We start from the raw sequence: 23,773 nt of genomic DNA, 5'->3' as shown, positions 1-23,773 counted from the left end.
AAGACAAGGAACAGCATCGTGATCAAATTAAAACTGGACAACGTGAACAAACAATTGGGCGGCGTGCGGATTCTTCGCGACATCAACCTGGAGATCGCGGCGGGTGAATTCGTGGTGTTCGTCGGCCCTTCGGGCTGCGGAAAGTCGACCCTGCTGCGGCTGATCGCCGGACTGGATTCGATCTGCGCCGGCGACCTGCTGATCGACGGGCGACGGGTCAACGACCTGGAGCCGCGCGAGCGTGGCGTCGGCATGGTGTTTCAGTCTTATGCGCTATACCCGCACATGAGCGTCTACGACAACATCAGTTTTGGTCTCAAGCTTGCGAAGACGGAAAAGAGCAGCCTGCGCGAGCGGGTGCTGAAAACTGCGCAAATCCTGCAATTGGACAAGCTGCTGCAACGCAAGCCAAAAGAGCTGTCCGGTGGGCAGCGTCAGCGTGTGGCCATGGGCAGAGCCATGGCGCGAGAACCGGACATTTTGTTGTTCGATGAGCCGCTTTCCAACCTGGACGCGTCCTTGCGGGTGCAGATGCGCAACGAAATCGCCCGGCTGCATGCCCGACTGCGCTCGACCATGATCTACGTTACCCACGATCAGGTAGAAGCGATGACCCTGGCCGACAAAATTGTCGTGCTCAATGGCGGCCATGTAGAGCAGGTCGGCGCACCGCGCGAACTCTATGAGCGCCCGGCCAGCCGCTTTGTCGCCGGTTTTCTCGGCTCGCCCAGAATGAATTTTCTGCCGGTGCGCCTGCAGACGCCAGGCGAAACCAGCCTGGTCGATACCCTTGTATGGGGAATCATGCCCCTGCCCTTCGACAGCTCGAACCTGGCGACGGGCACGCAGCTGAGCCTGGGGATTCGTCCGGAGCATGTGTCGCTGAAGGCGGCGGATAAAGCCGCTGGCGTCATCGTTACTGCGGTCGAATACCTGGGCAGCGAAACCTATGTGCACCTCGAGACAGGTCAAGACGATCCACTGATCTGTCGTTGCGAAGTCAGCGCCGGATGGCAAGCCGGCGATCGGGTTGAGCTGCATCTGGACATCGACAACCTGCACCTGTTCGACGTCGACGGCGCGGCCTTGAAGCGCTACCCGCAAGCCATTGAAACCCTTCCGGATGGCGTCTTTCTGCGCTCGGCACGAGCAAGCGCCCTATGACTGAGTATTTGAATCGTATGAACGACCCAATGTCTTGCGCCCTTGACCTTGCGCAGCATGCGCTGAGTGATGGTCTGACTCGCGTCATCCAGGATTATCGTCCCGGTTATCATCTTGCCCCGCCGGCAGGCTGGATGAACGACCCTAACGGCGTCGTGTACTTTCGTGGCGAATATCACGTTTTCTATCAGCATCACCCCTTCGATGCGCAGTGGGGACGGATCTATTGGGGCCACGCCAAGAGTGCCGATCTGGCTCATTGGCAGCACCTGCCCATTGCGCTGGCTCCCGGCGATGACGTTGACCGTGACGGTTGTTTTTCCGGTAGCGCCGTGGTGTGTGGCGATACCTTGGCCCTGATCTACACCGGGCACACTTGGCTGGGGGATGTGGGAGACGAGCGTTTCATCCGTCAAGTGCAGTGCCTGGCAACCAGTACCGATGGCATCCACTTCGTCAAACATGGCGCCGTGATCGACCGCGCGCCGCAAGACACCATCATGCACTTCCGTGACCCCAAGGTCTGGCAGGAGGATGACTGTTGGTACCTGATTGCCGGCGCGCGTCTAGGCGACAGGCCGCTGCTGCCGTTGTTCCGCTCCACGGATCTGCACACCTGGGAGTTCCTCGACTATGTGTCCGCCGGCAGCGAGGGCGATGGCTATATGTGGGAGTGCCCGGACCTGTTTCGCCTGAATGGACGCGACGTGCTGCTGTACTCGCCCCAAGGCATGCAAGCCGACGGTTACGACCGGCTCAACAAATACCAGACGGGTTACCGAGTGGGCCAACTCGATAGCGCATGGCATTTCACCGGTGGGCCTTTTATCGAGCTGGATAACGGCCACGATTTCTATGCAGCGCAAACGCTACTGGCCGCCGATGGTCGGCGCCTGGTGTGGGCGTGGCTCGACATGTGGGAAAGCCCGATGCCGAGCCAGGCCCATCACTGGTGCGGCATGCTCGGTGTGCCGCGTGAACTGGAACTGCGCGGCGATCGCCTTTGCGTTTATCCGGCACGGGAGCTCAGCGCTCTGCGCCTGGCGCCATTGCCGGATACGCCTGGCTGGGAAGATACGGGATCGCGGTGGGTGCCGGAAGTGCGCGGCGATATGCTCGAAATCCATGTGCAACTGGATCTGCTCGACTGCACCGACGGCCACTTGGGGATCGCCTTGCGTTGCAGCGACGATGGCCGTGAAGAAACCCTGCTCTACTACGATGCAGCACTGCAGCGCCTGGTGCTTGACCGCAGTCGCTCGGGTGCGCAAGTCACAGGCCAGCGCAGCGTATGGATAGACCCGACACAACAGCGACTCGAACTGCGCGTGTTCCTCGATCGTTCGTCCGTCGAGGTGTTCGACGAAAACGGGCGCTTCAGCCTCAGCAGTCGCGTCTATCCGCGGCCCGACAGCCTGGGCGTGAAGCTTCTGGCAAGCGGGACTGGCGGACGTGTGTCGATTTGCAGGGCATGGCCTCTCGGTTCTGGATGGCTATGAACGGCGTCATTCGGGTCGCGAGAAGCGCGGGCCCTGTGTCATGATCCGGCGTCAACCTGACCGATTTTGCCTCACATGACTTCAGTGAAAGACGTTGCACAGCTGGCCGGCGTGTCCCTGATGACGGTTTCTCGTGCGCTCAACAGTCCGGAAAAACTGAGCGCCGAAACCCTTCAGCGGGTGCGTCGGGCCATTGATGAATTGCAGTTCGTACCGAGCCTGTCAGCGCGCAAGATGCGCGGCGATAACCTGCAGTCGCGGACCATCGGTGTGTTCGCGCTGGACACGGCAACCACGCCGTTCGCGGTCGAGTTGCTGCTGTCCATTGAGCAGACCGCACAGCAGGCAGGCTGGAATGTCTTTATCCTCAACCTGCTCAGCAACCCGCCCACCGACCAGAACATCGACCTGATGCTGTCGCACCGTCCGGACGGCTTGATCTTCAGCGCGATGGGATTTCGCCAGGTTTGCATTCCCGAACGATTGAAGAGCAAACCGTTGGTCCTCGCCAATTGCCTGGCCGATGACCGCCGTCTCGTCAGCTATGTACCCGACGATGAAGCGGGCCAATACCGGGCCGTACACCATGCGTTGAACCTCGGCTACAAGCGCCCGTTGTGTATCAATCTGCCCAAACAGAGTCTGGCCTGGGGGCTGCGCCAAAAAGGCCTGCAACGTGCCTGTCAGGCATTCGGACTGGCGCCGGAGGCACTCCTGCAATACGACCTTTCCGACCATGATGCCTATAGCGAAACGGCCGCTATCCTCGATCGGCACATCAACGATGGTCGCCCCCAATTCGATATCCTGATCTGTGGCAACGACCGCATTGCCTTTTGTGCCTATCAGCTGCTATTGGGCCGAGGCCTGAAAATTCCCGAAGATGTCGCGGTGCTTGGCTATGACAACATGGTCGGTATTGCGGAGCTGTTCATCCCCCCGCTGACCACGGTGCAACTGCCGTACTACGAGATCGGGCGCAAGGCTGTCCGGCACCTGATCGAGACCCTCGACGTATCGGGCGCCCAGCCGGTTGATTGTCCATTGGTGGTCAGAACATCGCTATGAGCCTGGAAGGGCCCGCGCAGGGCCCTTTTCGGACTTCAAGCAAAATGGTCCGGCCATTGAGCCAAACCTTCAACGTCTGATCGAAACCTGTCCCGACAACCTCACACACTGCGATGTGAGGTTTTCGCATCTGCACAAAAAAGATTGCCGATTCATTGTCAGGTGATTTTTTTCAGCCTATCTTGAATAAAACCTATACAGAACGCTTTGTCGCGTACAACTCTTTCGCTATGGATCGGCCTTAACGTACAGCACCGCCGCGAGAACCTTGAATGAACCCACTACTAGCCAGCCATTACCGTGAAATCCTCGTCGGCGTCGGTGAAAACCCCGAACGCGAGGGATTGTTGGACACGCCCAAGCGTGCCGCCAAAGCAATGCAGTATCTGTGCAATGGCTACACGATGAGCCTGGAAGACGTCACCAACGGCGCGCTGTTCGAATCGCAGAGCGATGAAATGGTGATCGTCAGCGACATCGAGCTTTATTCCTTGTGCGAGCACCACATGCTGCCCTTTATCGGCAAGGCGCACGTGGCCTATATCCCCACCGGCAGAGTCCTCGGGCTGTCGAAGGTCGCGCGCGTGGTGGACATGTTCGCGCGTCGCCTGCAGATCCAGGAAAACCTCACCCGGCAGATTGCTGAAGCCATCCAGCAGATCACCGACGCTGCCGGTGTGGCAGTGGTCATTGAAGCCCGGCACATGTGCATGATGATGCGCGGCGTGGAGAAGCAGAATTCGGTCATGACTTCCTCCGTGATGCTCGGCGCGTTCCGTGACAGTTCAACGACGCGCCAGGAATTCCTGCAACTGATCGGACGGCGATAAACCTATACAGGGCCAAGGCACTGTACAAGCCGATCGTTCGACACTTCACCCTCTTCGCTCGAGTACTTCAGGGAGTAAGGCAATGACCCGATTTCTGCTGTTACTGACATTGGTCCTCAGCGTCGCGAGCTGCGGCAGTGTGGATGTCACCCGCTATGCGGATCAGCAACCGGCGTTGGATCTGGAGCAGTTTTTCAGTCAGCCCGTCAAAGCCTGGGGGATGTTTCAGAAGCGCAGCGGTGAGGTGGCCAAGCGGTTCGAGGTCAACATCGTCAGCCGTCGTGAGGGCAACAACCTGATTCTCGACGAGCATTTCCTGTACAGCGACGGCACCCGCCAGCGCCGCGTCTGGACCCTCACGCCCGAGGGCCAAGGGCGCTGGAGCGGGCGCGCGGATGACGTGGTGGGCGTCGCCAAGGGCCAGGTCGCTGGCAATACCTTGCACTGGCGCTATCGCCTGAACCTGCCGGTCGACGACTCGACGTACGAAATGAGCATGGACGACTGGATGTACCTGATGGACGAGGACACGCTGATCAACCGCACCGCCATGTCCAAGTTCGGGGTAGAGGTCGGCCAGGTGACGTTGTTCTTCCGTCGCCAGGGTGCCGGAGCAAGCCAATGAACCGCGCACTGACCATGGCCTCGCTCGGCGACGGTTACCGTGCGCTGGTGATCGGCGCCAGTGGAGCCCTCGGCACAGCTTTTTGCGAACAACTTGAACAGGATCCGCGCTGTGCCGGGGTTCGTGCGCTGGGGCGCCGGACCGTTCCCGCACTGGACCTGGAACGCCCCGAAACGATTGCCGGTGCTGCCACGGAGCTGGCAGCCGAAGCACCGTATCAGTTGATCATCCACGCGGCCGGCCTGCTCCATCGCGACGCGATCAAGCCGGAAAAAAGCTTCAGCGCGATCGAGCCGGAGGCGCTGCAAGCCGTGTTTCAAGTGAACACGCTGGGACCGGCATTGGTGCTGCGCCACTTTCTGCCGCTGCTCGATCCTCAGGGAGCGATGGCGATGCTTTCGGCCAAGGTCGGGAGCATTGGCGACAACCGTTTGGGCGGCTGGTACGCCTATCGTGCATCCAAGGCTGCACTGAACATGCTGATCAAGACCGCAGCCATCGAACTGGCGCGCACTCGCCCGCAGAGCCGCTTGCTCAGCCTGCATCCGGGCACTGTCGTATCGGCGCTATCGCAACCTTTTCGCGGGGCGTCCAGCGCCCGGCCGGCAGACGTCGCCGCTGACCAGCTACTGACCTTGATTGACCAGTTGACGCCGGCCGACAGCGGCCATTTCTTTGCCTACGATGGAGAACGCCTACCCTGGTAGGCAAGGAGTGAAGCATGAACCTGCAAACCCTCACCGAACGTGCGGCCAACAGCGAAATCCGCGAGCTGGAGCTGCTGTCACTCGAAGGCGGTTTTTACCTGGCACGGATCCGCCTCGATCACGGCCAGTTCACCCTGCTTGATGATGCAGCCAAGCCGATGCACCTGCGTTCGATCACTCACCTGCGGGACCTGCTGCAAACCGTGCCGGCCTTTCCCTGCGTGCTGGTGCAGCAATGCGTACATGACGAAATGTGTGGCCGGGATACAGGGCCTGTCGAAGAGCTGCGTATTCCGTTTTCGCTCACCACGCCGTTATGAGGCGGACAATCACTCGTCATCCAGATGATGCGTGTGAGCCAGCAACGAATCGGGTATCCCGTCACGGATCAAACCACCCTCGCCTATCCAGGCCTGGGTGGATTGATATGCGCGTTGCAGCAGTTGATCGGTCTGATTGAAATCGGTGACTGTTTCAGGCTTCTTACAAGTCATGGTGCGAAAACCACCAGGCCCAATACCATTGGGCGGTTGCGCATAAAATCTTCTTGCACGCATGACAACCCCGACTATGCTGGCAAAACCCTCTCTACTGGCCATTGGCCTTGGGTGGACAACCTCCGGTTCCGCTGTCCGGGCATCGCATTGCTGATTGGCGCAACGCTATACACCTGACGACGCCAGTGCGTTCGCCGCGGTGTTCCCAAGGAGGGAGTCATGCCTGCACCAGGACACTACCTGATCGCAATTGCCATCTACGATGGTGTGGACTTGCTCGACATCAGCGCCCCTTACGAACTGTTCAACTGGATGAAGCTGGTTGAACCGCAGACAAACACCAGCGCCCCTCGCCGCTCCGTCCGGCTGATTTCACTCGATGGGCCATCCATCACCACGCGTGATGGCATGACCATCGGTGGCGATCTACCGGTGTTCGATCAACATTCCGATGACATCGACCTGCTGTGGATTCCCGGCGGTGAACCCACCGATTTGCAACGTCTGATGAAAGATCCCCGGCGTATGACCTGGCTGTTTCAGCAAGGCAGTGCTGCGCAATATTGCGCCTCGGTCTGCGAAGGTGCCTTGCTCGCGGCCGCAGCAGGTTTGCTGGACGGTTATAACGCCACCACGCATTGGGCCTTCATCGCCTGTCTGAAACTGTTCAATCGGGTCAATGTGGTAGACGGCTATCCCCGTTACATCGTCGACAGGCAACGTATCACCGGCGGTGGCATTTCATCGGGGCTCGACGAAGCCTTGGCAATCATCGCCTTGATTGCCGGTGAGCTGGTCGCCCAAAAGGTGCAGTTGAACATCCAGTACAACCCCCGTCCTCCCTTCACCAGCGGCGACCCTTCCGTCGCCAAACCACCGGTCTACACCCCGGGCGCCGGGCGCACCTGCGATTCGGCTCTCGCTGAAACCATCGCCCTTGTGCTCAAGCGCACCGGTTCTTCCTAGGAGGCGCAAAGCTACCGGCGTTCACATTGCCCGGTCGAACTATCTCAACGGACACCCGGCTGTCATGGCTGTGGGACATTTGCGCAATGCGCAGGGAGCAGGAAATGAATTCGCGTTACAGGATCTTCGCAGGGCTGATCGTGTGTGCAACCACCTCCACGGCGCTCGCCGAACTCACGGCTCAACCGTTCCTTTCACCGCCAAGGCTCCTTGAAAAAAACCAGGCAGGCACGCTGAAGGCCATTGAACTGGCCCAACCATCAACAGGGTGCGATCCGGCAGGTGACATCACGCGTGACGGGCAAACGGTCGAACTCAACCTGCAAGTGCAGAAACGCGAAAACTACATCTACAACCCGGGGAGTCCCGACGGTGCCAAAGACAAGGTCATGTTGCGCTCATACGGCGGCTGTCTGACGGGGCCGCTCATTGATGTGCAGCCGGGCAACACCCTGCGGGTGCATCTGGACAATCAACTGGAGAAAAACGATCCCAGTTGTCCGGGGGGGCTTGATCCGGCGAATGGCGATCCCGGCTGTTTCAACACGATCAATCTGCACTACCACGGGATGCACGTCTCACCGTCCGGCAACAGCGATAACGTGCTGCTGAACATCGCGCCGCAAACAAAGTTTGAGTACGAGGTCAATATTCCCACCGATCACCCTTCAGGTACGTTCTGGTATCACGCACACCGACATGGCTCCACGGCGCTTCAGGTCGCCAGCGGCGCAGCGGGCGCGCTGATCGTGCGCGGCAATCGCGCCTACACCGGTGACAAGCCGGGAGACATCGACACCATCCTCAAGGACGCGGCGGGCAAGCCCCTCACCGAGCAAGTCTTTCTGTTCCAGCAAATTCCTTATGCGTGTTTCGACGACAAGGGCAACATCATCACGCAGAAGGACGGCACCTGGTCGTGCCCCGGCGATAAAACCGGTGTGGTGGAGAACTTCGACGCGCAACTCTCCTCCCCTACGGTCTGGGACAACAGCGGCCGGTTCACCAGTATCAACGGTGCGGTCCAGCCGACTTTGCGCGGCATAGCCGCAGGAGAAATTCAACGCTGGCGCTTCATTCACGGCGGCATCCATGACACCGTGAATTTGCAAATCGTGCCCATGAACACCAGTGGTGCCAAAGCCAGTCTTGCGCTGCAGGGCATACTCGGCGGCACGCCAAAGGAACAAGCAGCGCTGATCGCCGACCTGTGCCCGGTGACAGTGCCTGACTCCAGCAAACCGGTCGAACTTGTTCCGCAATTCGAGATCGCCGCCGACGGACTGACGCGCACTGCCATCCGCCCGATCGGGGTGAACAAAAAAAGTGTCAGTGGTGGCATCGGCAGTAACTTTCTGCAACCAGGCTATCGCAGTGATGTGTTGCTGATGTTCCCCCGTGATGGCACCTATTGCGTGCTGAACCAGGCGGCAACGCCGGCAGAGCGTGCGAATGCCGGACCCAATGGCGGCCCCGGCGGACAAGGTCCGAATGAAACCCAATTGCTGGCAACGGTCATCGTCTCCGGCGGTAAAGTGGTGACCGACGATCCGCAAAGCTATATCCAGCAGGCGCTCTATGACGCCAACAAAGGCTCATCGTTGCCGGTGGCAGCCCTCGAAGGACTGCGTAGCGGCAACCTGAAGCCGTGGCGCGCAATGCCCGACCTCAAGGATGCAACCGTCAACGACGACATCCAGAAAGCTGACTTTTTCATCGGATATCCGCCATTTCCGCCGGCAGCTCCGGCCACGGCGCCGAAAAAACCGGGGGATCCGTGGTCTGGCGCTTTCGGCTTTTTCATCAACTACAAATCCTATGACCCGGACCGTATCGACTTCACCCGTCAGGTCAACACCACCGATGACTGGGTGCTGACGTCGCAGGGCGAACCTCACATCTTTCACATCCACGTCAACCCGTTCCAGGTGATGGACGTGCTCTACGCCAAACCCGGCGAAAAGCCCAAAAGCATCTTCGGCCCCAATGGCGAATGCCTGGTTCCGGCCGACGAGCTGGGATTGCAAAACCAGTACTGCGGCATGTGGCACGAGTTCAAAGACACGATCTTTGTCCAGAACGACTATCAGGTATTGGTGCGCACGCACTACGACCGCTACATCGGTGAATTCGTCATTCACTGCCACATCCTCGATCACGAAGACGGCGGGATGATGACCAATATCCAGATCGTGCCAGACCTCAATGCCGTCGGCGGCGGCATTGGCATGGCAGGGATGAAGCACACGTCGCATCAACATTCGGACGTCAAAAAACAGTGATAAGGAGATGTCAGTCATGAGCAATCCCTTTGCAGGAAAATGGACGTATAGAAGTTTCCTCAATAACCCCGCATTAACTGGAGGAGCGCCGGACAAACTCGCGGCACTGTTATTCGCCGAAGGCGTGTGGACCGTGGAGGACACTGCCGACGGGACATTTGCAGGTGAACTCGGTTTCGGCTCGAACGCGGTCATGGACTTGAAGGGCGTTATCACGCGCGCCCACGACGGACTACCCGACCACGTACACATCGTGGGCAGCGGGCGGCCCGGGACCTCCACTCAAGATTACTTCTACGACTATGACGGGGTGCTGACGGAGCACTGGCCAAACGGCGTGAATCAGGTGCCGGCCATCACTGGATCAGTCATCCGTGTGAAGCCTCACGACGGCGCGTCTGCCGGACTGGTCGCTTCGTTCATCGCCGTCAAGGCCAGTTAGCTATCGCTTGCAGGTCGCTCGCGGGTCGTCTGGGTAGTTCCTCCGGCGAGCCACACTCGATCCACTGAAACTTCGATTGTTACCGACGACAAGGAGTCAGACATGACCGCAACCCCCGTCACCAACCCCACCTGGTATGCGCAGATTCGCGACATGTTCACGGCCGTGGACCGCGCGCACATGGCCAGACAAGGTCTCGACCTGGCCAGCTACGACGCGGTGATGAACCACGCCGGCGACATCTATCAACAAGTCGCAGCAGGCAACATGCCGCCGGGTAATCCCTGGCCTGCCGACTGGGTGGGTACCTTCCTCAACTGGATGAACAATGGCTACCCCAAAGGCGTGCCCGTGACTCAAGCGAGCCAGGCCGACTTCGCGGCACGCTCATTGTTCAGCACCGCGGCCCCGGCCGGCAGGATGCGCAAGGACATCACCACCTTGTCGAGCAACGAACTCGACCAGCTCAAAAAAGCTTTTTCCGCCATTAAGGCCCTCGATCCCGCTGACCCGAACAGCTATTTCGTCCAGGCGGGCTATCACTGGTTTCCGGCACCCAATACCTATTGCATGCACCACGTACCGGGCTACAACCCCTGGCACCGGGCCTATCTGGTCAGTTTCGAAAATGCCCTGAGATCGGTGCCTGGTTGCGAGAACGTGACCCTGCCTTATTGGGATATCACCACGCCCTTCCCCGACGTGCTTAAAAGCCCACCCTTCGACCAATACGTGCTACCGAAAACCATTGGCGCGGATTTCCCCGAAGGGTACGTCACCACACGTTTTGACTACGACACGATTGCCCAGAACCTGATTGATAACGGCGTGACCGATGACGTCAACCGGGCAATGAGCAAAACCGACTGGGAAGACTTTCATGGCTACTGGTCCGGTGCCAGTCACAACACCATCATTACCGCCCACGACAGTGGCCATGACTCCATTGGTCCGACGATGCAACAACAGGAAGTTGCGGCGTTCGACCCGGTGTTCTGGTTCTTCCACTGCAATTGGGACCGACTGTTCTGGGAATGGCAGAAGAAAATGCTGGCCACCGACCTGCAAGGGCTGTTGACCACTATCAACGAGGCTACCGACCCGATCAGTTTTCAGATATTCAGCGATCCAGCGCTCGAGGTTCTGAATCCATTCACCCACAGCGCACTGGAACTGAACACGCTGGCAATCATCGACTCGGCAGGTCAGCTTGATATTGATTACGAACCGCCGGCCGAAGCCTCGAACGTCGATTTTCTGCCCAAGACCCAGCGTACGCTCGCCGCGAACAAACAATTCACGGTCGAGACCGATCGAGTCAACGTACGCGTCAGCGGCATCAATCGTCTGAAAATCCCCGGCAGCTTCCGGGTGCACCTGCAAAAGGACGGAAGGACGATCGCCTCCAGAGCGTTATTCCAGCCGGTTGAGGTGCAAAGCTGTGCCAATTGCGTGAGCAACGCGATGGCGCAGTTCGATTTCGAACTGCCAATGGCGGATATAGCGGGCGGCAAACTGAGTGTCTGGGTAGAACCGGTCGACAAGACCTTTGTAGGGGATCGCTTCCCGCAGAAGCTGATGGGCAACCCGGTCATCGATGTCCATCTATTGCTGCAGACAGAGTAGCGCTGTGGCTGCTTGAAAAGTGCCGGATCTGACGTGATGAAGACCGGCACTGAAGTTGGGGGAGACATCACCTAACCGCAACGGAGCACCTATCATGACCGCTTCTCGCCAGGATGTTGCAACACTGGGTTCAGGATGGAACAAGACATTGCTGAACTACGCCAAGGCAATGCAGGCGCTGGACGCGCAACCGATACAGGACCGCACGAGCTGGAAATTCCTCGGCGCCATGCATGGATTCCATCCTCAGTTGTGGCTCAACGAAAATCTGATCAAGGCGAATACCCCGATTCCAGCAGACTTGACCAACAAGACGTACGGCAATCAGTGTCAGCACGGCAGTTGGTATTTCCTCTCCTGGCACCGGGCGTACCTGTTTTCGTTCGAAGCAATCGTCGCCGCGAAAGTGAAAGAGTTGACGGGGGACGACTGGACCCTTCCCTACTGGAACTACCTCAACAGCAGCGATCCGAAAGCCCTGTATCTGCCTGAGGCCTTTGTAGAAAAAACCTTACCCGACGGCAGCCCGAACCCGCTGTGCAAATACCCTCGGCGCCCCGGAATCAAGGCGATCAAGCCCGGGGGCGGATTCAGCCTTGAGGCGATGGAAGAGAATGATTTTATCGTCGGTAACGGAAACCTGGGATTCGGTGGCGGAATCACTGGCGATTTCGTCCAGTTCGCGGATATCACCGGAGAACTGGAGAGCAACCCGCACAACACGGTTCACGGTCTCGTCGGTGGTTATATGGGCAATGCCTATCTGGCAGGTCTTGACCCTATATTCTGGCTGCACCATTGCAACATTGATCGCCTCTGGGAAGCCTGGATGAACACGCCGGGCAAGACCATGGTCCACGACCCACTCTGGCTCAATGGTCCGGCCAACCGCAGCTTTATCATGCCGGTCCCCGGCGACAACGCACCTGGCGTAACCTTTACTAGCAAAGACACGTTGAAGGGCGGCAAATTTTATCGGCCCTATGATGATTTGAGCATCGGTACGGGTGTAAAGCCGGGAGTGAATGCAGTGGCACGGGTCAATATGGGTTCGCCCAGCAAGCAAACGGTACAGCCCATCGGCGCCAATGCCGCTGCCGTCACGATCGGCAGTGCGCCGGTAGACAGTCATATCGACCTCGAACCCACGGCGGCCTCCAGTAGCATCGCGACCATGGGCGCGACATCGCCGGGTAAGGCGGTGGCCCGACTCTACCTGGCCCTGGAATCCGTGCGTGGCTCCGCACCGTCACCGCTGCTGGATGTGTACGTCAATCTGCCTGACGGCGCCAACCCGGCGCTCGACCCTGACCGGTACGCCGGCAGCCTGACGCTTTTCGGTCTCAACGTTGCTTCGGAAAAAGACGGCGAACACAACGGGTTGGGTTATACGATTGATATTACCGACCTGGCTCAACGGCTCACGGCCGCCGGGGACTTCGATCCGAATCATCTGCGCGTGACGCTGGTACCTGTCGAGCAGATTTCCGATGAAGCACCGATAACGGTTGAGCGCATCAGCGTTCTCAAGCGCAGTGGCGTCGTGACTTGAGGGCAGACTGATGCGGCCAGGTCTGGTTCTACGCAGTTTTACTTACGCACCGTGGCCAATTCTGCTGGCCACGGCAGGCGTGGGCCTGGCCCTTTCCCTCTACAACGATGTAAGCAGTGAAGGTCCCGCATTTTGCGTAGCGGTGAACGGGCTGTCGATCGTCACTCGCTGGCCGGCGGCGTTACAGGCGGAGCTCGCGCTGAACCCGCTGCACCGCATCCTCGCCGGCTGGTTCCTGATGCTTTTGGCCATGATGCCGCCCCTGTTGGCAATGCCGCTCATGCATGTCTGGCACTCCAGCCTGGCACGTCGGCGAATGCGTGCATCCGCGCTGTTTGTGTTCGGCTATTGTGCGTTGTGGATGGCCGCCGGCCCTGTTCTATGGGTCTTGGCGTTGTTGCTCCAGTTCACGCTGGGCCAAAACGTGTTCATCGTGACATTGCTGATCGCGCTGGTCTGGAGCGCAAGCCCATGCCATCGCGCAGCACTCAATCGAGCGCATCAACCTCAGCGGATCGACTTGTTTGGCTGGCCAGCCGACAAGGACTGCCTGACCTTCGGCATGCGCCATGGCCTGTTTTGTATTGTTTCGTGCTGGGCGTGGATGCTGGTGCCGCTGGTGAGCGGAACCTGGCATATCCCGGTGATGCTATTGGCAGGTCTCATCGTGCTGGCCGAACGGCTCACGCCTCCTCGTCCACCAGGCTGGCACTGGCTTGTGTCACCCATGCACTTTTATACATTCGTCACCAAACATCTTTCGGAGCGTCCCCATGGTTAGGCGAGTGTGTCTGGCAATCGGCGTAAGCACCGTGACACCTGTTGCTAAAAAAGCCCTGGATTTCGCCTATCTGGATGGCGCCGTTTTAGCCGCGCGCTCCATGGGGGAATGGGCACTGCGCTCTGGTTTCGGCGTCGACAACGTCAAAGTCGTCGACGACGGCTGGGTCAATAACAAGCCAAACCCGGTCACACGGGTGCGCGTACAACAAGCCGTCGACGAACTGTTTCCAGCGGGGGCCGACGTCGTTGACCAATTGATCCTGTCATTTTGCGGACACGGGCTGACGGGGTCGAATTTTGGCGAGATCTTCTGGCTGTTCAGCGACTCGCTGCAGATGAAGTACCGCATTGTGGTCGACAGGTTTTACGAGGAAATGTTTCTGCTCGGCGTCAAGCGCATAACGCTGATCACCGACGCGTGCCGCGAAGCCCCCCAAAGCCTGGAGCTAATGCGCCTCGATGGTTCGCGCGGGATCCTTGTGCAAGGCACCCGGGCCGACGAAACAAATTTCGATAGCCTCGCTTGCTGCCATGACGGCCAACTGGGCTACATGGTTCGAGACCCTGCTGGCGCCGCACCGGGCAAATGCATCTTCTCGGGTGTCATCGCGGATATTCTCTGGGGACTGGAGCCCACTGCCATTGAAAATGGGCTCATAACCACGAATGCGCTGGGTAAATTCGCTCGTTCGCGCACGGCCGAACGCGCTCGCGGGTACCACCTCAAGCTCGACCCTCAATGCCAGGTCGATCCCGACGCCGTGGTGCTTTACGACACTGCGACCCCACTCAAGCCCCCTGACGACATGCAACCGTGGCCATCCGGAAGCACGGTAGCGGTGCTGGGCACTGAAAAAAAAGACGAGGCTCTGGATTCTGCTGGGTTCACCGCCGAGGAAATAACAACCCAGCGTTCAGTTCAGCAGCGCACCTTGCGCTATCGCCTTTTCAACAAACTCTCATGGTTCAGGCGATCTAAATCAAAAGATCCAGACAGTCGCGAAGTGGTCTCCGGAATCACACATCTGCGAGAGGACATGGATGAACTGCACAACATCGACATGGATACGCCTCGCCATAGGCAAATGATAAAGGAGTTGTCCGAACAGCTCAGAGCAGAGTCGATGACCTGGGTGGTTCAACGTCGATTCCTGGATATCGACCGTGCCGGTGACGCAAATCTCATTGTCTGGGGTGAACAGGCGACGCTGTTGTCCAACCGTGCGACTCACGCCCTCAGATCCGAGCCCCCCGTCAACGAGTTTTACGTTGAACCCCGCACTCAAGGGGCGCCTGTTCTGGTGCACATGGGCAAGGAGCAAGTTACGCCTGTCGTACCTTACGCAGGTCTGTATACCGCCGTCGTCCCCAGCCCCAACGGAGATGTTTTCCAGGTGTACGGAGCGCACAGTTCGCCGCAAAGGTACCTGGCGGGCATGCGGACCCTTCGTGAATTCTCTGACGGGCACTTGCGAGCTGATAGCGTTGATCGACTGGCTGCAGACCTGCGGCATGAAAAGCATGCCGACCCGATGTTGGGCGTCATCTGCGCCTACCTTTACCGGGCGCTCGCCGACTACGACAACATCCGGCGCATGGCCTACTTTTATGCGACCCGTGATCAGGCTGTGCCCTTCGACATCGCGCTGCTCGGAGGTATGGAGGTAACACGCAACACGCATGGCGCCCTGCAACTGCATGTGCCAGCAGTGAAGGCCCGGGAATCGCGACCAAACGCGCCAGCACTCCCCGACTATGCCACCCAAGCTACCCCTGCCATCTTCGCCAGCGTCGGCGGACGATGCCCATGGCTCGGACTTGGCTGGGACTATGTCGTTGAGCCTCGATTGGAGTCGGCTCTACTTGTCGAAGGTCTTGGCGAGCATGCGTCACTGATTCGGCGCAGCGGTTCGACCGTGTTGCCTGCGGCCTCAGCAAGGCAACTTGCAAAGGCCTGGGGTCTGCCGCCAGGTTAATTCGTTTTTCTGCGTTGGCCGAGGTGTTCTCAGGGAGGAAAAGATGCTTGCAGAGTCGTTCTACGAACGCATTCTCGCTGCGGGCCGACAGCGAGAGAGCGCATCATAAGACGGATCAACACACCCCAACCCCACCAGCGTCGCCTCTACAGCTTCATCCAGCGGCGTATGCGGCTCGCGACCCAAGGTCGATTGCAACTGCGCGCCGTTCAGCCTTACCGGTTGTTGCCACAGGTAACGCATCTCCTGCATTTCGCGAAACGTTTCGACAAAGGGCGACAACACGTTGATCAACCACCAGGGAAACGCTTTGATCCTTGGCGTTTTACCGCCATGTCTTGCCACAACGCGGCGTATGGCTTCGGCCATTTGCCTGCCATCCGCATCCCAATGACCGTCCATATGAAACGCGGCGAACGGTGCAAGCGTTTCTCTGCGCTCCAGCAGTTGCGTCATGGTGTTGGCGACATCCGGCAAATAGGCCCACTGATTGCCGATGCCCTTGGCACTGGGTACCAGTACACGGGTGACTGCCCGCCCCGGCTTGACCAGCCCTTGGGAAAACCAGTTGTTGCCCGGCACCGGCCCGAAGAAGTTGCCGGCACGCACGATAATTACCCGGCATCCCTGAGTGCTGGCTTCGCGCAGATGTCGTTCAAGCTCGACCCGCAGCGCGCCTTTGCGGGTCACGGGGTGTTGTGGTGAGTCTTCGTGCAGCAACGGGAATGCGTCTGGCCCGTAGTTATAAACAGTGCCCGGCAGGACGATGGTCGCCCCTTGTGCAATGGCGGCCGCAATGGTGTTGTCGATCATGGGCAAGACCCGCTTGTCCCAGTCACGATAACCGGGTGGATTGACCGCATGGACAATGACCGAGCAGCCCTGTGCCGCCGCCATGACCTGTTGGCGATTCATCGCATCCCCGTCAAACCAGGTAAAGCCTTCAGCCCCTTCGTGAGGTGGACGACCACCGCGTCGCAGCGCACACACCTGCCAGCCGGATTCGCGCAGCTTGCGCGCCACTTCACCGCCGATACCTCCCGTTGCACCCAGTACCAAAACGCGTCGACTCAAGATCATGTTGATCGTCCTCTCGATGGAATGAGAAGAGTCTGAATGCGCCGTCGACTCAATGAAATTGCTTAAAATCGGCTACCAGCTATACATTTATGCATGGACAACAACATCAGCTGGGAACTGTACCGCTCGTACCTGAGCGTGCTGCAGGAAGGATCATTGTCGGGTGCCGCTCGAGCACTGGGGGTTGCGCAACCTACGGTCGGGCGCCATATCGACACGCTCGAGCAGCAACTGGGCGTGAGTTTGTTCACTCGCTCCCAACAAGGGTTGCTGGCGACCGAAGCCGCGCAGGCCCTCAAGCCCTTCGCGCAATCCATGCAGGCCAACGCCGCCGCACTGTTGCGCGCAGCCGAGGCGCAAGGAAGCGGCGTCAGAGGCACGGTGCGCATCAGTGCAAGCGAAGTCGTGGGCGCCGAAGTGCTGCCTCCGGTTATTGCCGGCTTACAAGGACAGTACCCGGAACTGAACGTTGAGCTGGTCCTGACCAATCGCGTTCAGGACCTGTTGCACCGCGAGGCTGATATCGCCGTGCGCATGGTTGCGCCCGAGCAAGGTTCGCTGATTGCCCGGCGCATCGGCGATATCGAACTGGGCCTGCATGCTCACCGCCGCTACCTCGATGCGCGAGGCACACCGCAGACACTGGAACAGCTCACTGAACACGCGCTGATCGGCTTTGACCAGGAGACGCGCTTCCTGCGCAGCGCCAGGCACTGGTTGCCGCAATGGCGTCGTGAACACTTCACCTTGCGTACCGACAGCGATCTGGCGCAACTGGCGATGATTCGTGCCGGGGTGGGCATCGGCGTGTGCCAGGTGCGAGTGGCGCAACGTGACCCTGCGCTGGTGCGCGTACTCGCACACCCCTTCAAACCCAGACTCACTAGTTGGCTGACCATGCATGAAGATTTACGCAACAGTCCGCGCTGCAAAGTGACCTTCGAGGCGCTGCTGTCAGGACTCGAGCAATACGTGGGCTAAGCTGTTTTTATCGCCGTGCGTCGGCTGAGCACTGACGGTGGTTGAGTGCGGCATAACGGCAACACTGTCATAACCCGTATTTTTCCTGACAGAAAAACCACTTTTAAAGTCATTCACAAGCGCTCTTCAACCCTCTGAGAACGGCCGTTTCGGCTCAGGCGCGTTATTCGATAACCGACAACGCTTTATTACTGAATTTATGATTTAACTAGGTAGTTACCTAACTATATAATCCCCTTCTCATTTCAACGGGACATTCAACGTGAAGCAGAGTCAAGGCCTCTCTGGCCTTTCTAAATTCATTCTGGTCGGGCTGGGCGTGATCATCGCCCTGCTCGGCTTGGCGCTCGCTGCTGGCGGCGTGAAGTTGGTCAGCCTGGGAGGGTCGTGGTACTTCCTGATGGGCGGTCTGGTGATGGCGGTTTCCGGATGGCTGATCGCACGCTTCAAACCGGCGGGTGCGTGGTTGTTCGCAGCGTTCCTGCTCGGGACCGCGATCTGGGCCGTGAGCGATGCCGGGCTGGTGTTCTGGCCGGTGTTCTCGCGCCTGTTCATGTTCAGTGCGGTGGGTCTGGCGGTCGCACTGGTTTATCCATTGCTCAAGCGTGCCAGCGGTGGCGTTCCAGGGCGCGGTGCTTATGCGCTGGCCGCTGTACTCGCGGTCGGCCTGGCCGTCGCGGCCGGCAACATGTTTGTCGCGCACCCAACGGTAGCAGCTACCGGCACGGGCCCGGGGCTCACGCCAGTGGAGCCGGACAAGGCGCAGAAAGACTGGGCGCACTACGGCAACACCGAAGGTGGCAGCCGTTTCGCCGCGCTGGATCAGATCAACCGCACCAACGTCGACAAACTGAAAGTCGCGTGGACCTACCACACCGGTGACATCGCCGAGAGCGATGGCAACGGCGCCGAAGATCAGCTCACCCCGCTGCAGATCGGCAACAAGGTGTTCATCTGCACTCCGCACAACAACCTGATCGCGCTGGATGCCGACACCGGCAAGGAACTGTGGAAAAACGCGATCAACGCCAAGTCGAAAGTCTGGCAGCGTTGCCGTGGCATGGCCTATTTCGATGCCACCAAGGCCATCGCTCAGCCGGGCAATTCGAGCATCGTCGAAGCCAAACCTGCGCCGGCCGCCAACTGCCAGCGTCGCCTGCTGACCAACACCATCGACGCACGTCTGATCGCGGTCGATGCCGACACCGGCGAGTTCTGCCAGGGTTTCGGCAACAACGGTCAGGTTGATCTGAAGGCCGGTCTGGGTGATGTGCCGGACAGCTACTATCAGCTCTCCTCCGCGCCATTGATGGCCGGCACCACAGTCGTGGTCGGCGGGCGCGTGGCCGACAACGTGCAAACCGACATGCCGGGCGGCGTGATCCGTGGTTTCGACGTGATCACCGGCGCCATGCGTTGGGCCTTTGACCCGGGCAACCCACAGGATAAAAAGGCTCCGGCCGACGGCAGCACCTATGTGCGCAGCACGCCGAACAGCTGGGCGCCGATGTCCTACGACCCGGCGACCAACACCGTGTTCCTGCCGATGGGCAGTTCGTCCACCGACATCTACGGTGTCGAGCGCAGCAAACTCGATCACACCTACGGCGCCTCGATCCTCGCGCTGGACGCCAGCACTGGCGATGAACGCTGGGTGTTCCAGACCGTGCACAACGACCTCTGGGACTTCGACCTGCCGATGCAGCCGAGCCTGATCGACTTTGACAAGGACGGCAAAACCGTGCCGGCGCTGGTCATCGGCACCAAGGCCGGGCAGATTTATGTCCTGGATCGTGCCACCGGCAAGCCGCTGACCGATGTCAAGGAAGTCCCGGTCAAAGCCGCGAACATCCCGAACGAACCGTACTCGCCAACCCAGCCGAAATCGGTGGGCATGCCGCAGATCGGCGCGCAGCACCTGACCGAATCCGACATGTGGGGTGCCACGCCGTACGATCAGCTGTTGTGCCGGATCGACTTCAAGTCGATGCGTTATGACGGCCTGTACACCGCGCCGGGTACTGACAAATCCCTGAGCTTCCCGGGTTCGCTGGGTGGCATGAACTGGGGCAGCATCTCCACTGACCCGGTGCACGGTTTCATCTTCGTCAACGACATGCGCCTGGGTCTGTGGATTCAGATGATCCCGTCGCAGAACAAGGCGCAGGCCTCGTCCGGTGGCGAAGCGCTGAACACCGGCATGGGCGCCGTACCGCTCAAGGGCACGCCGTATGCGGTGAACAAGAACCGCTTCCTGTCGGTGGCCGGCATCCCTTGCCAGGCTCCGCCGTTCGGTACGCTGACGGCGATCGACATGAAGACGCAGAAAGTCGCCTGGCAGGTTCCAGTCGGCACCGTTGAAGACACCGGTCCCCTGGGCATCCGCATGCACCTGCCGATCAAGATCGGTCTGCCAACCCTCGGCGGCACCCTGTCGACCCAAGGTGGCTTGATCTTCATCGCCGGCACCCAGGACTTCTACCTGCGCGCCTTCAACAGCGGCAACGGTGAAGAAATCTGGAAAGCGCGTCTGCCCGTCGGCAGTCAGGGCGGCCCGATGACCTACGTTTCGCCGAAGACCGGCAAGCAGTACATCGTCGTCACCGCCGGTGGTGCACGCCAGTCGACCGATCGCGGCGACTACGTGATGGCCTACGCCTTGCCGTAAGCCGAAGTGCCCGTGTTGACCACGGGCACTTACTTTTGCGCGCGGCACCTGAGGGTGCCGCGCTGCTTCGCGCTATCGCCCTCGATTTGAGCAGGAAGATCTCCATGTTTCGTTTTTCTCATACCGGCTGGCTCAACGGCGTGCTGTTGGGCCTGACCTGCAGCGCCACCCTGCCCGCCTTTGCCGACACCGATGCCAACCTCCTCAGCCGCAATACCCTGACCGGCGACTGGGGTGGCTTGCGCCACCAGATGGACGAAGACGGCATCAAGTTCACCGGTGACTACACCGGTGAAATGGCCTACAACGCCGACGGCGGCCTGCATCGCTCGGGCCGTTACTCGCAGAACATCAAGCTCGGCGCACAGTTCGACCTAAGCAAGCTGTATGGCGTGGAGAACGCCGGCAAGGTCCAGTTGACCATCAACGACCGGCGCGGCAACAGCGCCTCGGAAGACCTGGTCGGCAACCGTCTGCCGATTCAGGAAAACTACGGCGGCCTCTACACCCGCCTGACCGAGCTCAGCTACGAGCGCAGCCTGTTCACCCCGGCGCTCAACGTGAAGCTGGGTTACATGGCCATGGGCAACGACCTTGGTGGCCTCGACAGCGGCATTCTCTGCAACTTCATGAACGCCGGCTTCTGCGGCCATCCGTTGAACATGTCCGGTGGCAGCGGCTGGACCAATTACCCCAATGCCCATCTGGGCGTGCGGGTGAAGTACGACCTGTCGTCGGCGTGGCAGCTGCGCGTCGCCGCGTTCAATGTCGATCCGCAAAGCAACGGCAATTCCAGTCGTGCCTGGCACCTGGGACCGAAACACACCACGGGCACCGTGGTGCCGATCGAACTGGTCTACAAGCGCGCGGGGCAGTTGCCCGGCGAATACAAGCTTGGCTACTACTACGACAGCTCCGACGTGAAACGCATCGGCAGCGATAAAGAGGTGTCCGGCCGCGGCGGTCATTACCTGCTGATCGACCAGGCCGTGTGGCGTTCGGCATCGTCCGAGGGCCGCAGTCTGCACGCCTTCGGTCAATACTCGGCCGCCAGCGAAGCGGCTTCGCCGTTCAGCAAGTGGTACGGCACCGGCGTGGTGCTATACAAACCGTTCGAAGGGCGCCCGCGTGACACCCTCGCGCTCGGTTATGGCCGGGCCGTGCCGAACCCGCGCAGTCGTGACGCGCAGCAAGACGCGGCGCTGGCCAACGGCGTGGCATTCCCGAACCTGGACAGTGCCGAACAGTTGATCGAACTCGGTTACGGTTACCAGGCCACCCCTTGGCTGACCTTGCGCCCCAATGTGCAATACATCATCGAGCCGGGCGCGTTTTCCGGGCAGGACATCGACAATGCACTGGTGTTTGGCTTACAGGTAAAAGCGGCGCTCTAAGGCATTCGCAGCATAAAAAAACCGGCGCAAGGCCGGTTTTTTTGTGCTCGACGATAAACCGAGGTCTGACGACGTTACCCGGATGCGCTCTCACTGCTACCCCGCACGAAACGGTTACGACCCTGCGCCTTCGCGCTGTACAACGCCTGATCTGCCATCTCGATCAACCCCTGCACATTGTCCAGTCGAGAACCGCTAGCGGTCGCCATGCCGATGCTCACACTGAGCCGGCCGAACGGACTGGTGTCGTGCGCAATATGCTCTTGCTGCAAACGGTCGAGGATCAGTTGCGCCACCACGGCGGCACCGTCACTGTCGGTGTCAGGCATGATGATGCCCATCTCTTCGCCGCCATAGCGCGCCACCAGATCCGACGGCCGCCTGACACACGCTTCGAGAATGCGGCCCACCCTCTGCAGGCAGGCGTCGCCAGCCACATGCCCGAAGGCATCGTTAAAGCGCTTGAAGTAGTCGATATCAATCATCAGCAAGGCCAGCGTCGTGCCGTCACGCTGTGCTCGTCGGGCTTCCATCGCCAGGCTCTCATCAAACCAGCGCCGGTTGGCCAGACCGGTCAGGGCGTCTTTCATCGCCAGCAACTCAAGTTGTCGGTTTGACGACAGCAACTGCTGCTGAGCCCCGCGCAATTGATCCTCGGCCGCCGTGCGCCGGCGGATATCGAGGATCAGAAACCAGCCGATCAGCCCCGTCAGGCCGAGCAATCCGGTGACCACCACCGCCGACAGCAACGCCTCCATTCGCCACGCGGCGAGGGCTTCGCGCTTGCCGAGGGCGACGGTCGTGATCAGCGGCAGCCGGTCGCTCTTGCGAAAAGCGTAGAGCCTTTCCACGCCGTCCAGGCTGGAGGTGAACGACGCAGTGCCGACGGATCGATCAACCAGGTATTTGGCGTAGATGGGCGATTTGGAAAAGTTGCGGCCCATGTCCTGTTCGCGGAAAGGATAGCGAACCAGCAACGTGCCATCGGTATAAGACAAACCGATCGCGCCCTCCTGGCCTACATCAATTTTTCCAAACAGTCGCAGGAAGTTTTCCACCCCAAGGGTCACCGCCACCACACCGGCGAACTCGCCATCGGGACCATTGAAGCGACGGCTGACGGTGATCACCCATTCCTGATTGGAGCGGCTCTGGATTGGCGGACCGATAAAGGTCTCGCGGGACGGATCGTCACGGTGATGGATGAAATAGACCCGATCACTGCTATTGGCCCCGGCTGGAATCGGCCGGTTGGAGGACATCAGCCAGCGGCCCTGAGTGTCGTAGATCGTGATGCCACTGAGCTGTGGCATCAGCGGTTCCTGGCGCTCGACCAGTGCAGTCAGTCGCTGAATCTGCGCAGGACCGCTGCCTTCGGTCTCCAGGCGCTCGACCAGCCCGAGCAAAAGCAGCGAACTCTGGCGGACAATGCCCTCGGAGTAAGTCGCCAGCGCCTGAGTCAGGTTCAAGCCATGGACATTCACCTCCTCCAGTGCCCGCTCACGGGAGGCCAATACCTTCCACACCGTCAATGACGCGAGAGAGCAGCCAATGACCAACAGCAAAAGCACCACCAGGTGGGAATCACGCTTCACGTTACTACCTTAAGGAAAGTCCGGTTTTCCATTCCAGC

The 23,773-nt window shown here is 59.6% G+C and carries 20 protein-coding genes; 17 read left to right on the top strand and 3 right to left on the bottom strand.

Going from position 1 to position 23,773, the window contains the following annotated elements:
• The first annotated feature begins 18 nt into the window (after positions 1 to 18).
• From ACXX9E_RS19725 to ACXX9E_RS19695, 7 genes are all read left to right on the top strand, one after another.
• The gene (locus ACXX9E_RS19725) at positions 19 to 1,164 is read left to right on the top strand and encodes an ABC transporter ATP-binding protein (protein WP_128614729.1); all 1,146 of its coding nucleotides are present in this window, start codon (positions 19 to 21) and stop codon (positions 1,162 to 1,164) included.
• Entirely contained in the window at positions 1,161 to 2,663 is a 1,503-nt protein-coding gene (locus ACXX9E_RS19720) for a glycoside hydrolase family 32 protein (protein WP_458556010.1), read from the top strand. Before ACXX9E_RS19725 ends, ACXX9E_RS19720 begins: the two co-directional genes overlap by 4 nt.
• Positions 2,664 to 2,738: 75 nt before the next feature.
• Positions 2,739 to 3,731 carry a LacI family DNA-binding transcriptional regulator gene (locus ACXX9E_RS19715; protein ID WP_458556009.1) on the top strand — a complete coding sequence of 331 codons (993 nt, stop codon included), beginning with the start codon at positions 2,739 to 2,741 and terminating at the stop codon, positions 3,729 to 3,731.
• 272 nt (positions 3,732 to 4,003) lie between these two features.
• The gene (gene folE, locus ACXX9E_RS19710; protein ID WP_123468712.1) at positions 4,004 to 4,561 is read left to right on the top strand and encodes a GTP cyclohydrolase I FolE; all 558 of its coding nucleotides are present in this window, start codon (positions 4,004 to 4,006) and stop codon (positions 4,559 to 4,561) included.
• A gap of 82 nt (positions 4,562 to 4,643) precedes the next feature.
• On the top strand, positions 4,644 to 5,186 hold the full coding sequence (locus ACXX9E_RS19705; RefSeq protein WP_128614731.1) for a DUF3833 domain-containing protein: 543 nt from the start codon (positions 4,644 to 4,646) through the stop codon (positions 5,184 to 5,186).
• Positions 5,183 to 5,893, top strand: a complete 711-nt coding sequence (locus ACXX9E_RS19700; RefSeq protein WP_123468708.1) for an SDR family NAD(P)-dependent oxidoreductase — start codon at positions 5,183 to 5,185, stop codon at positions 5,891 to 5,893. Before ACXX9E_RS19705 ends, ACXX9E_RS19700 begins: the two co-directional genes overlap by 4 nt.
• A 14-nt stretch (positions 5,894 to 5,907) precedes the next feature.
• Positions 5,908 to 6,213 carry a DUF6482 family protein gene (locus tag ACXX9E_RS19695; RefSeq protein ID WP_064587549.1) on the top strand — a complete coding sequence of 102 codons (306 nt, stop codon included), beginning with the start codon at positions 5,908 to 5,910 and terminating at the stop codon, positions 6,211 to 6,213.
• A 9-nt stretch (positions 6,214 to 6,222) separates the two neighbouring features.
• Here the strand turns inward: ACXX9E_RS19695 and ACXX9E_RS19690 are convergent, their stop codons facing one another.
• Positions 6,223 to 6,387, bottom strand: a complete 165-nt coding sequence (locus ACXX9E_RS19690) for a hypothetical protein (RefSeq protein WP_429540947.1) — start codon at positions 6,385 to 6,387, stop codon at positions 6,223 to 6,225.
• 222 nt (positions 6,388 to 6,609) lie between these two features.
• On the opposite strand from ACXX9E_RS19690, the gene ACXX9E_RS19685 reads away from it, so the two are divergent.
• From ACXX9E_RS19685 to ACXX9E_RS19655, 7 genes are all read left to right on the top strand, one after another.
• Positions 6,610 to 7,356, top strand: coding sequence for a DJ-1/PfpI family protein (locus ACXX9E_RS19685; RefSeq protein ID WP_458556008.1), 747 nt, complete (start codon positions 6,610 to 6,612; stop codon positions 7,354 to 7,356).
• Between the two features lie 104 nt (positions 7,357 to 7,460).
• The gene (locus ACXX9E_RS19680) at positions 7,461 to 9,638 is read left to right on the top strand and encodes a multicopper oxidase family protein (RefSeq protein WP_458556007.1); all 2,178 of its coding nucleotides are present in this window, start codon (positions 7,461 to 7,463) and stop codon (positions 9,636 to 9,638) included.
• A gap of 16 nt (positions 9,639 to 9,654) precedes the next feature.
• On the top strand, positions 9,655 to 10,080 hold the full coding sequence (locus ACXX9E_RS19675) for a hypothetical protein (RefSeq protein ID WP_123468693.1): 426 nt from the start codon (positions 9,655 to 9,657) through the stop codon (positions 10,078 to 10,080).
• A 102-nt stretch (positions 10,081 to 10,182) separates the two neighbouring features.
• On the top strand, positions 10,183 to 11,706 hold the full coding sequence (locus ACXX9E_RS19670) for a tyrosinase family protein (protein ID WP_458556006.1): 1,524 nt from the start codon (positions 10,183 to 10,185) through the stop codon (positions 11,704 to 11,706).
• Positions 11,707 to 11,800: 94 nt separating this feature from the next.
• Positions 11,801 to 13,258, top strand: a complete 1,458-nt coding sequence (locus ACXX9E_RS19665) for a DUF7868 domain-containing protein (RefSeq protein ID WP_458556005.1) — start codon at positions 11,801 to 11,803, stop codon at positions 13,256 to 13,258.
• Between the two features lie 10 nt (positions 13,259 to 13,268).
• Entirely contained in the window at positions 13,269 to 14,039 is a 771-nt protein-coding gene (locus tag ACXX9E_RS19660; protein ID WP_458556004.1) for a copper chaperone, read from the top strand.
• A 4-nt stretch (positions 14,040 to 14,043) separates the two neighbouring features.
• Positions 14,044 to 16,017, top strand: a complete 1,974-nt coding sequence (locus ACXX9E_RS19655; RefSeq protein ID WP_458556003.1) for a hypothetical protein — start codon at positions 14,044 to 14,046, stop codon at positions 16,015 to 16,017.
• A 60-nt stretch (positions 16,018 to 16,077) separates the two neighbouring features.
• Here the strand turns inward: ACXX9E_RS19655 and ACXX9E_RS19650 are convergent, their stop codons facing one another.
• Positions 16,078 to 17,097: an NAD-dependent epimerase/dehydratase family protein gene (locus ACXX9E_RS19650; protein ID WP_458556002.1), complete on the bottom strand. Its 1,020-nt coding sequence runs from the start codon at positions 17,095 to 17,097 to the stop codon at positions 16,078 to 16,080.
• Between the two features lie 93 nt (positions 17,098 to 17,190).
• Between ACXX9E_RS19650 and ACXX9E_RS19645 the strand changes: the two genes are divergently transcribed.
• From ACXX9E_RS19645 to ACXX9E_RS19635, 3 genes are all read left to right on the top strand, one after another.
• A complete protein-coding gene (locus tag ACXX9E_RS19645; RefSeq protein WP_458556001.1) occupies positions 17,191 to 18,078 on the top strand; it encodes a LysR family transcriptional regulator in 888 nt (295 codons plus the stop codon).
• A 262-nt stretch (positions 18,079 to 18,340) separates the two neighbouring features.
• On the top strand, positions 18,341 to 20,746 hold the full coding sequence (locus ACXX9E_RS19640) for a glucose/quinate/shikimate family membrane-bound PQQ-dependent dehydrogenase (protein WP_123468677.1): 2,406 nt from the start codon (positions 18,341 to 18,343) through the stop codon (positions 20,744 to 20,746).
• Positions 20,747 to 20,850: 104 nt separating this feature from the next.
• Positions 20,851 to 22,140: a carbohydrate porin gene (locus ACXX9E_RS19635; RefSeq protein WP_458556000.1), complete on the top strand. Its 1,290-nt coding sequence runs from the start codon at positions 20,851 to 20,853 to the stop codon at positions 22,138 to 22,140.
• Between the two features lie 74 nt (positions 22,141 to 22,214).
• On the opposite strand, the gene ACXX9E_RS19630 is transcribed toward ACXX9E_RS19635, so the two are convergent.
• Positions 22,215 to 23,735, bottom strand: a complete 1,521-nt coding sequence (locus tag ACXX9E_RS19630) for a sensor domain-containing diguanylate cyclase (protein ID WP_458555999.1) — start codon at positions 23,733 to 23,735, stop codon at positions 22,215 to 22,217.
• Positions 23,736 to 23,773: the final 38 nt, after the last annotated feature.

It is taken from the genome of Pseudomonas sp. GNP014, from assembly GCF_054344005.1.
This window is presented reverse-complemented; position numbering and strand designations above follow the sequence as displayed.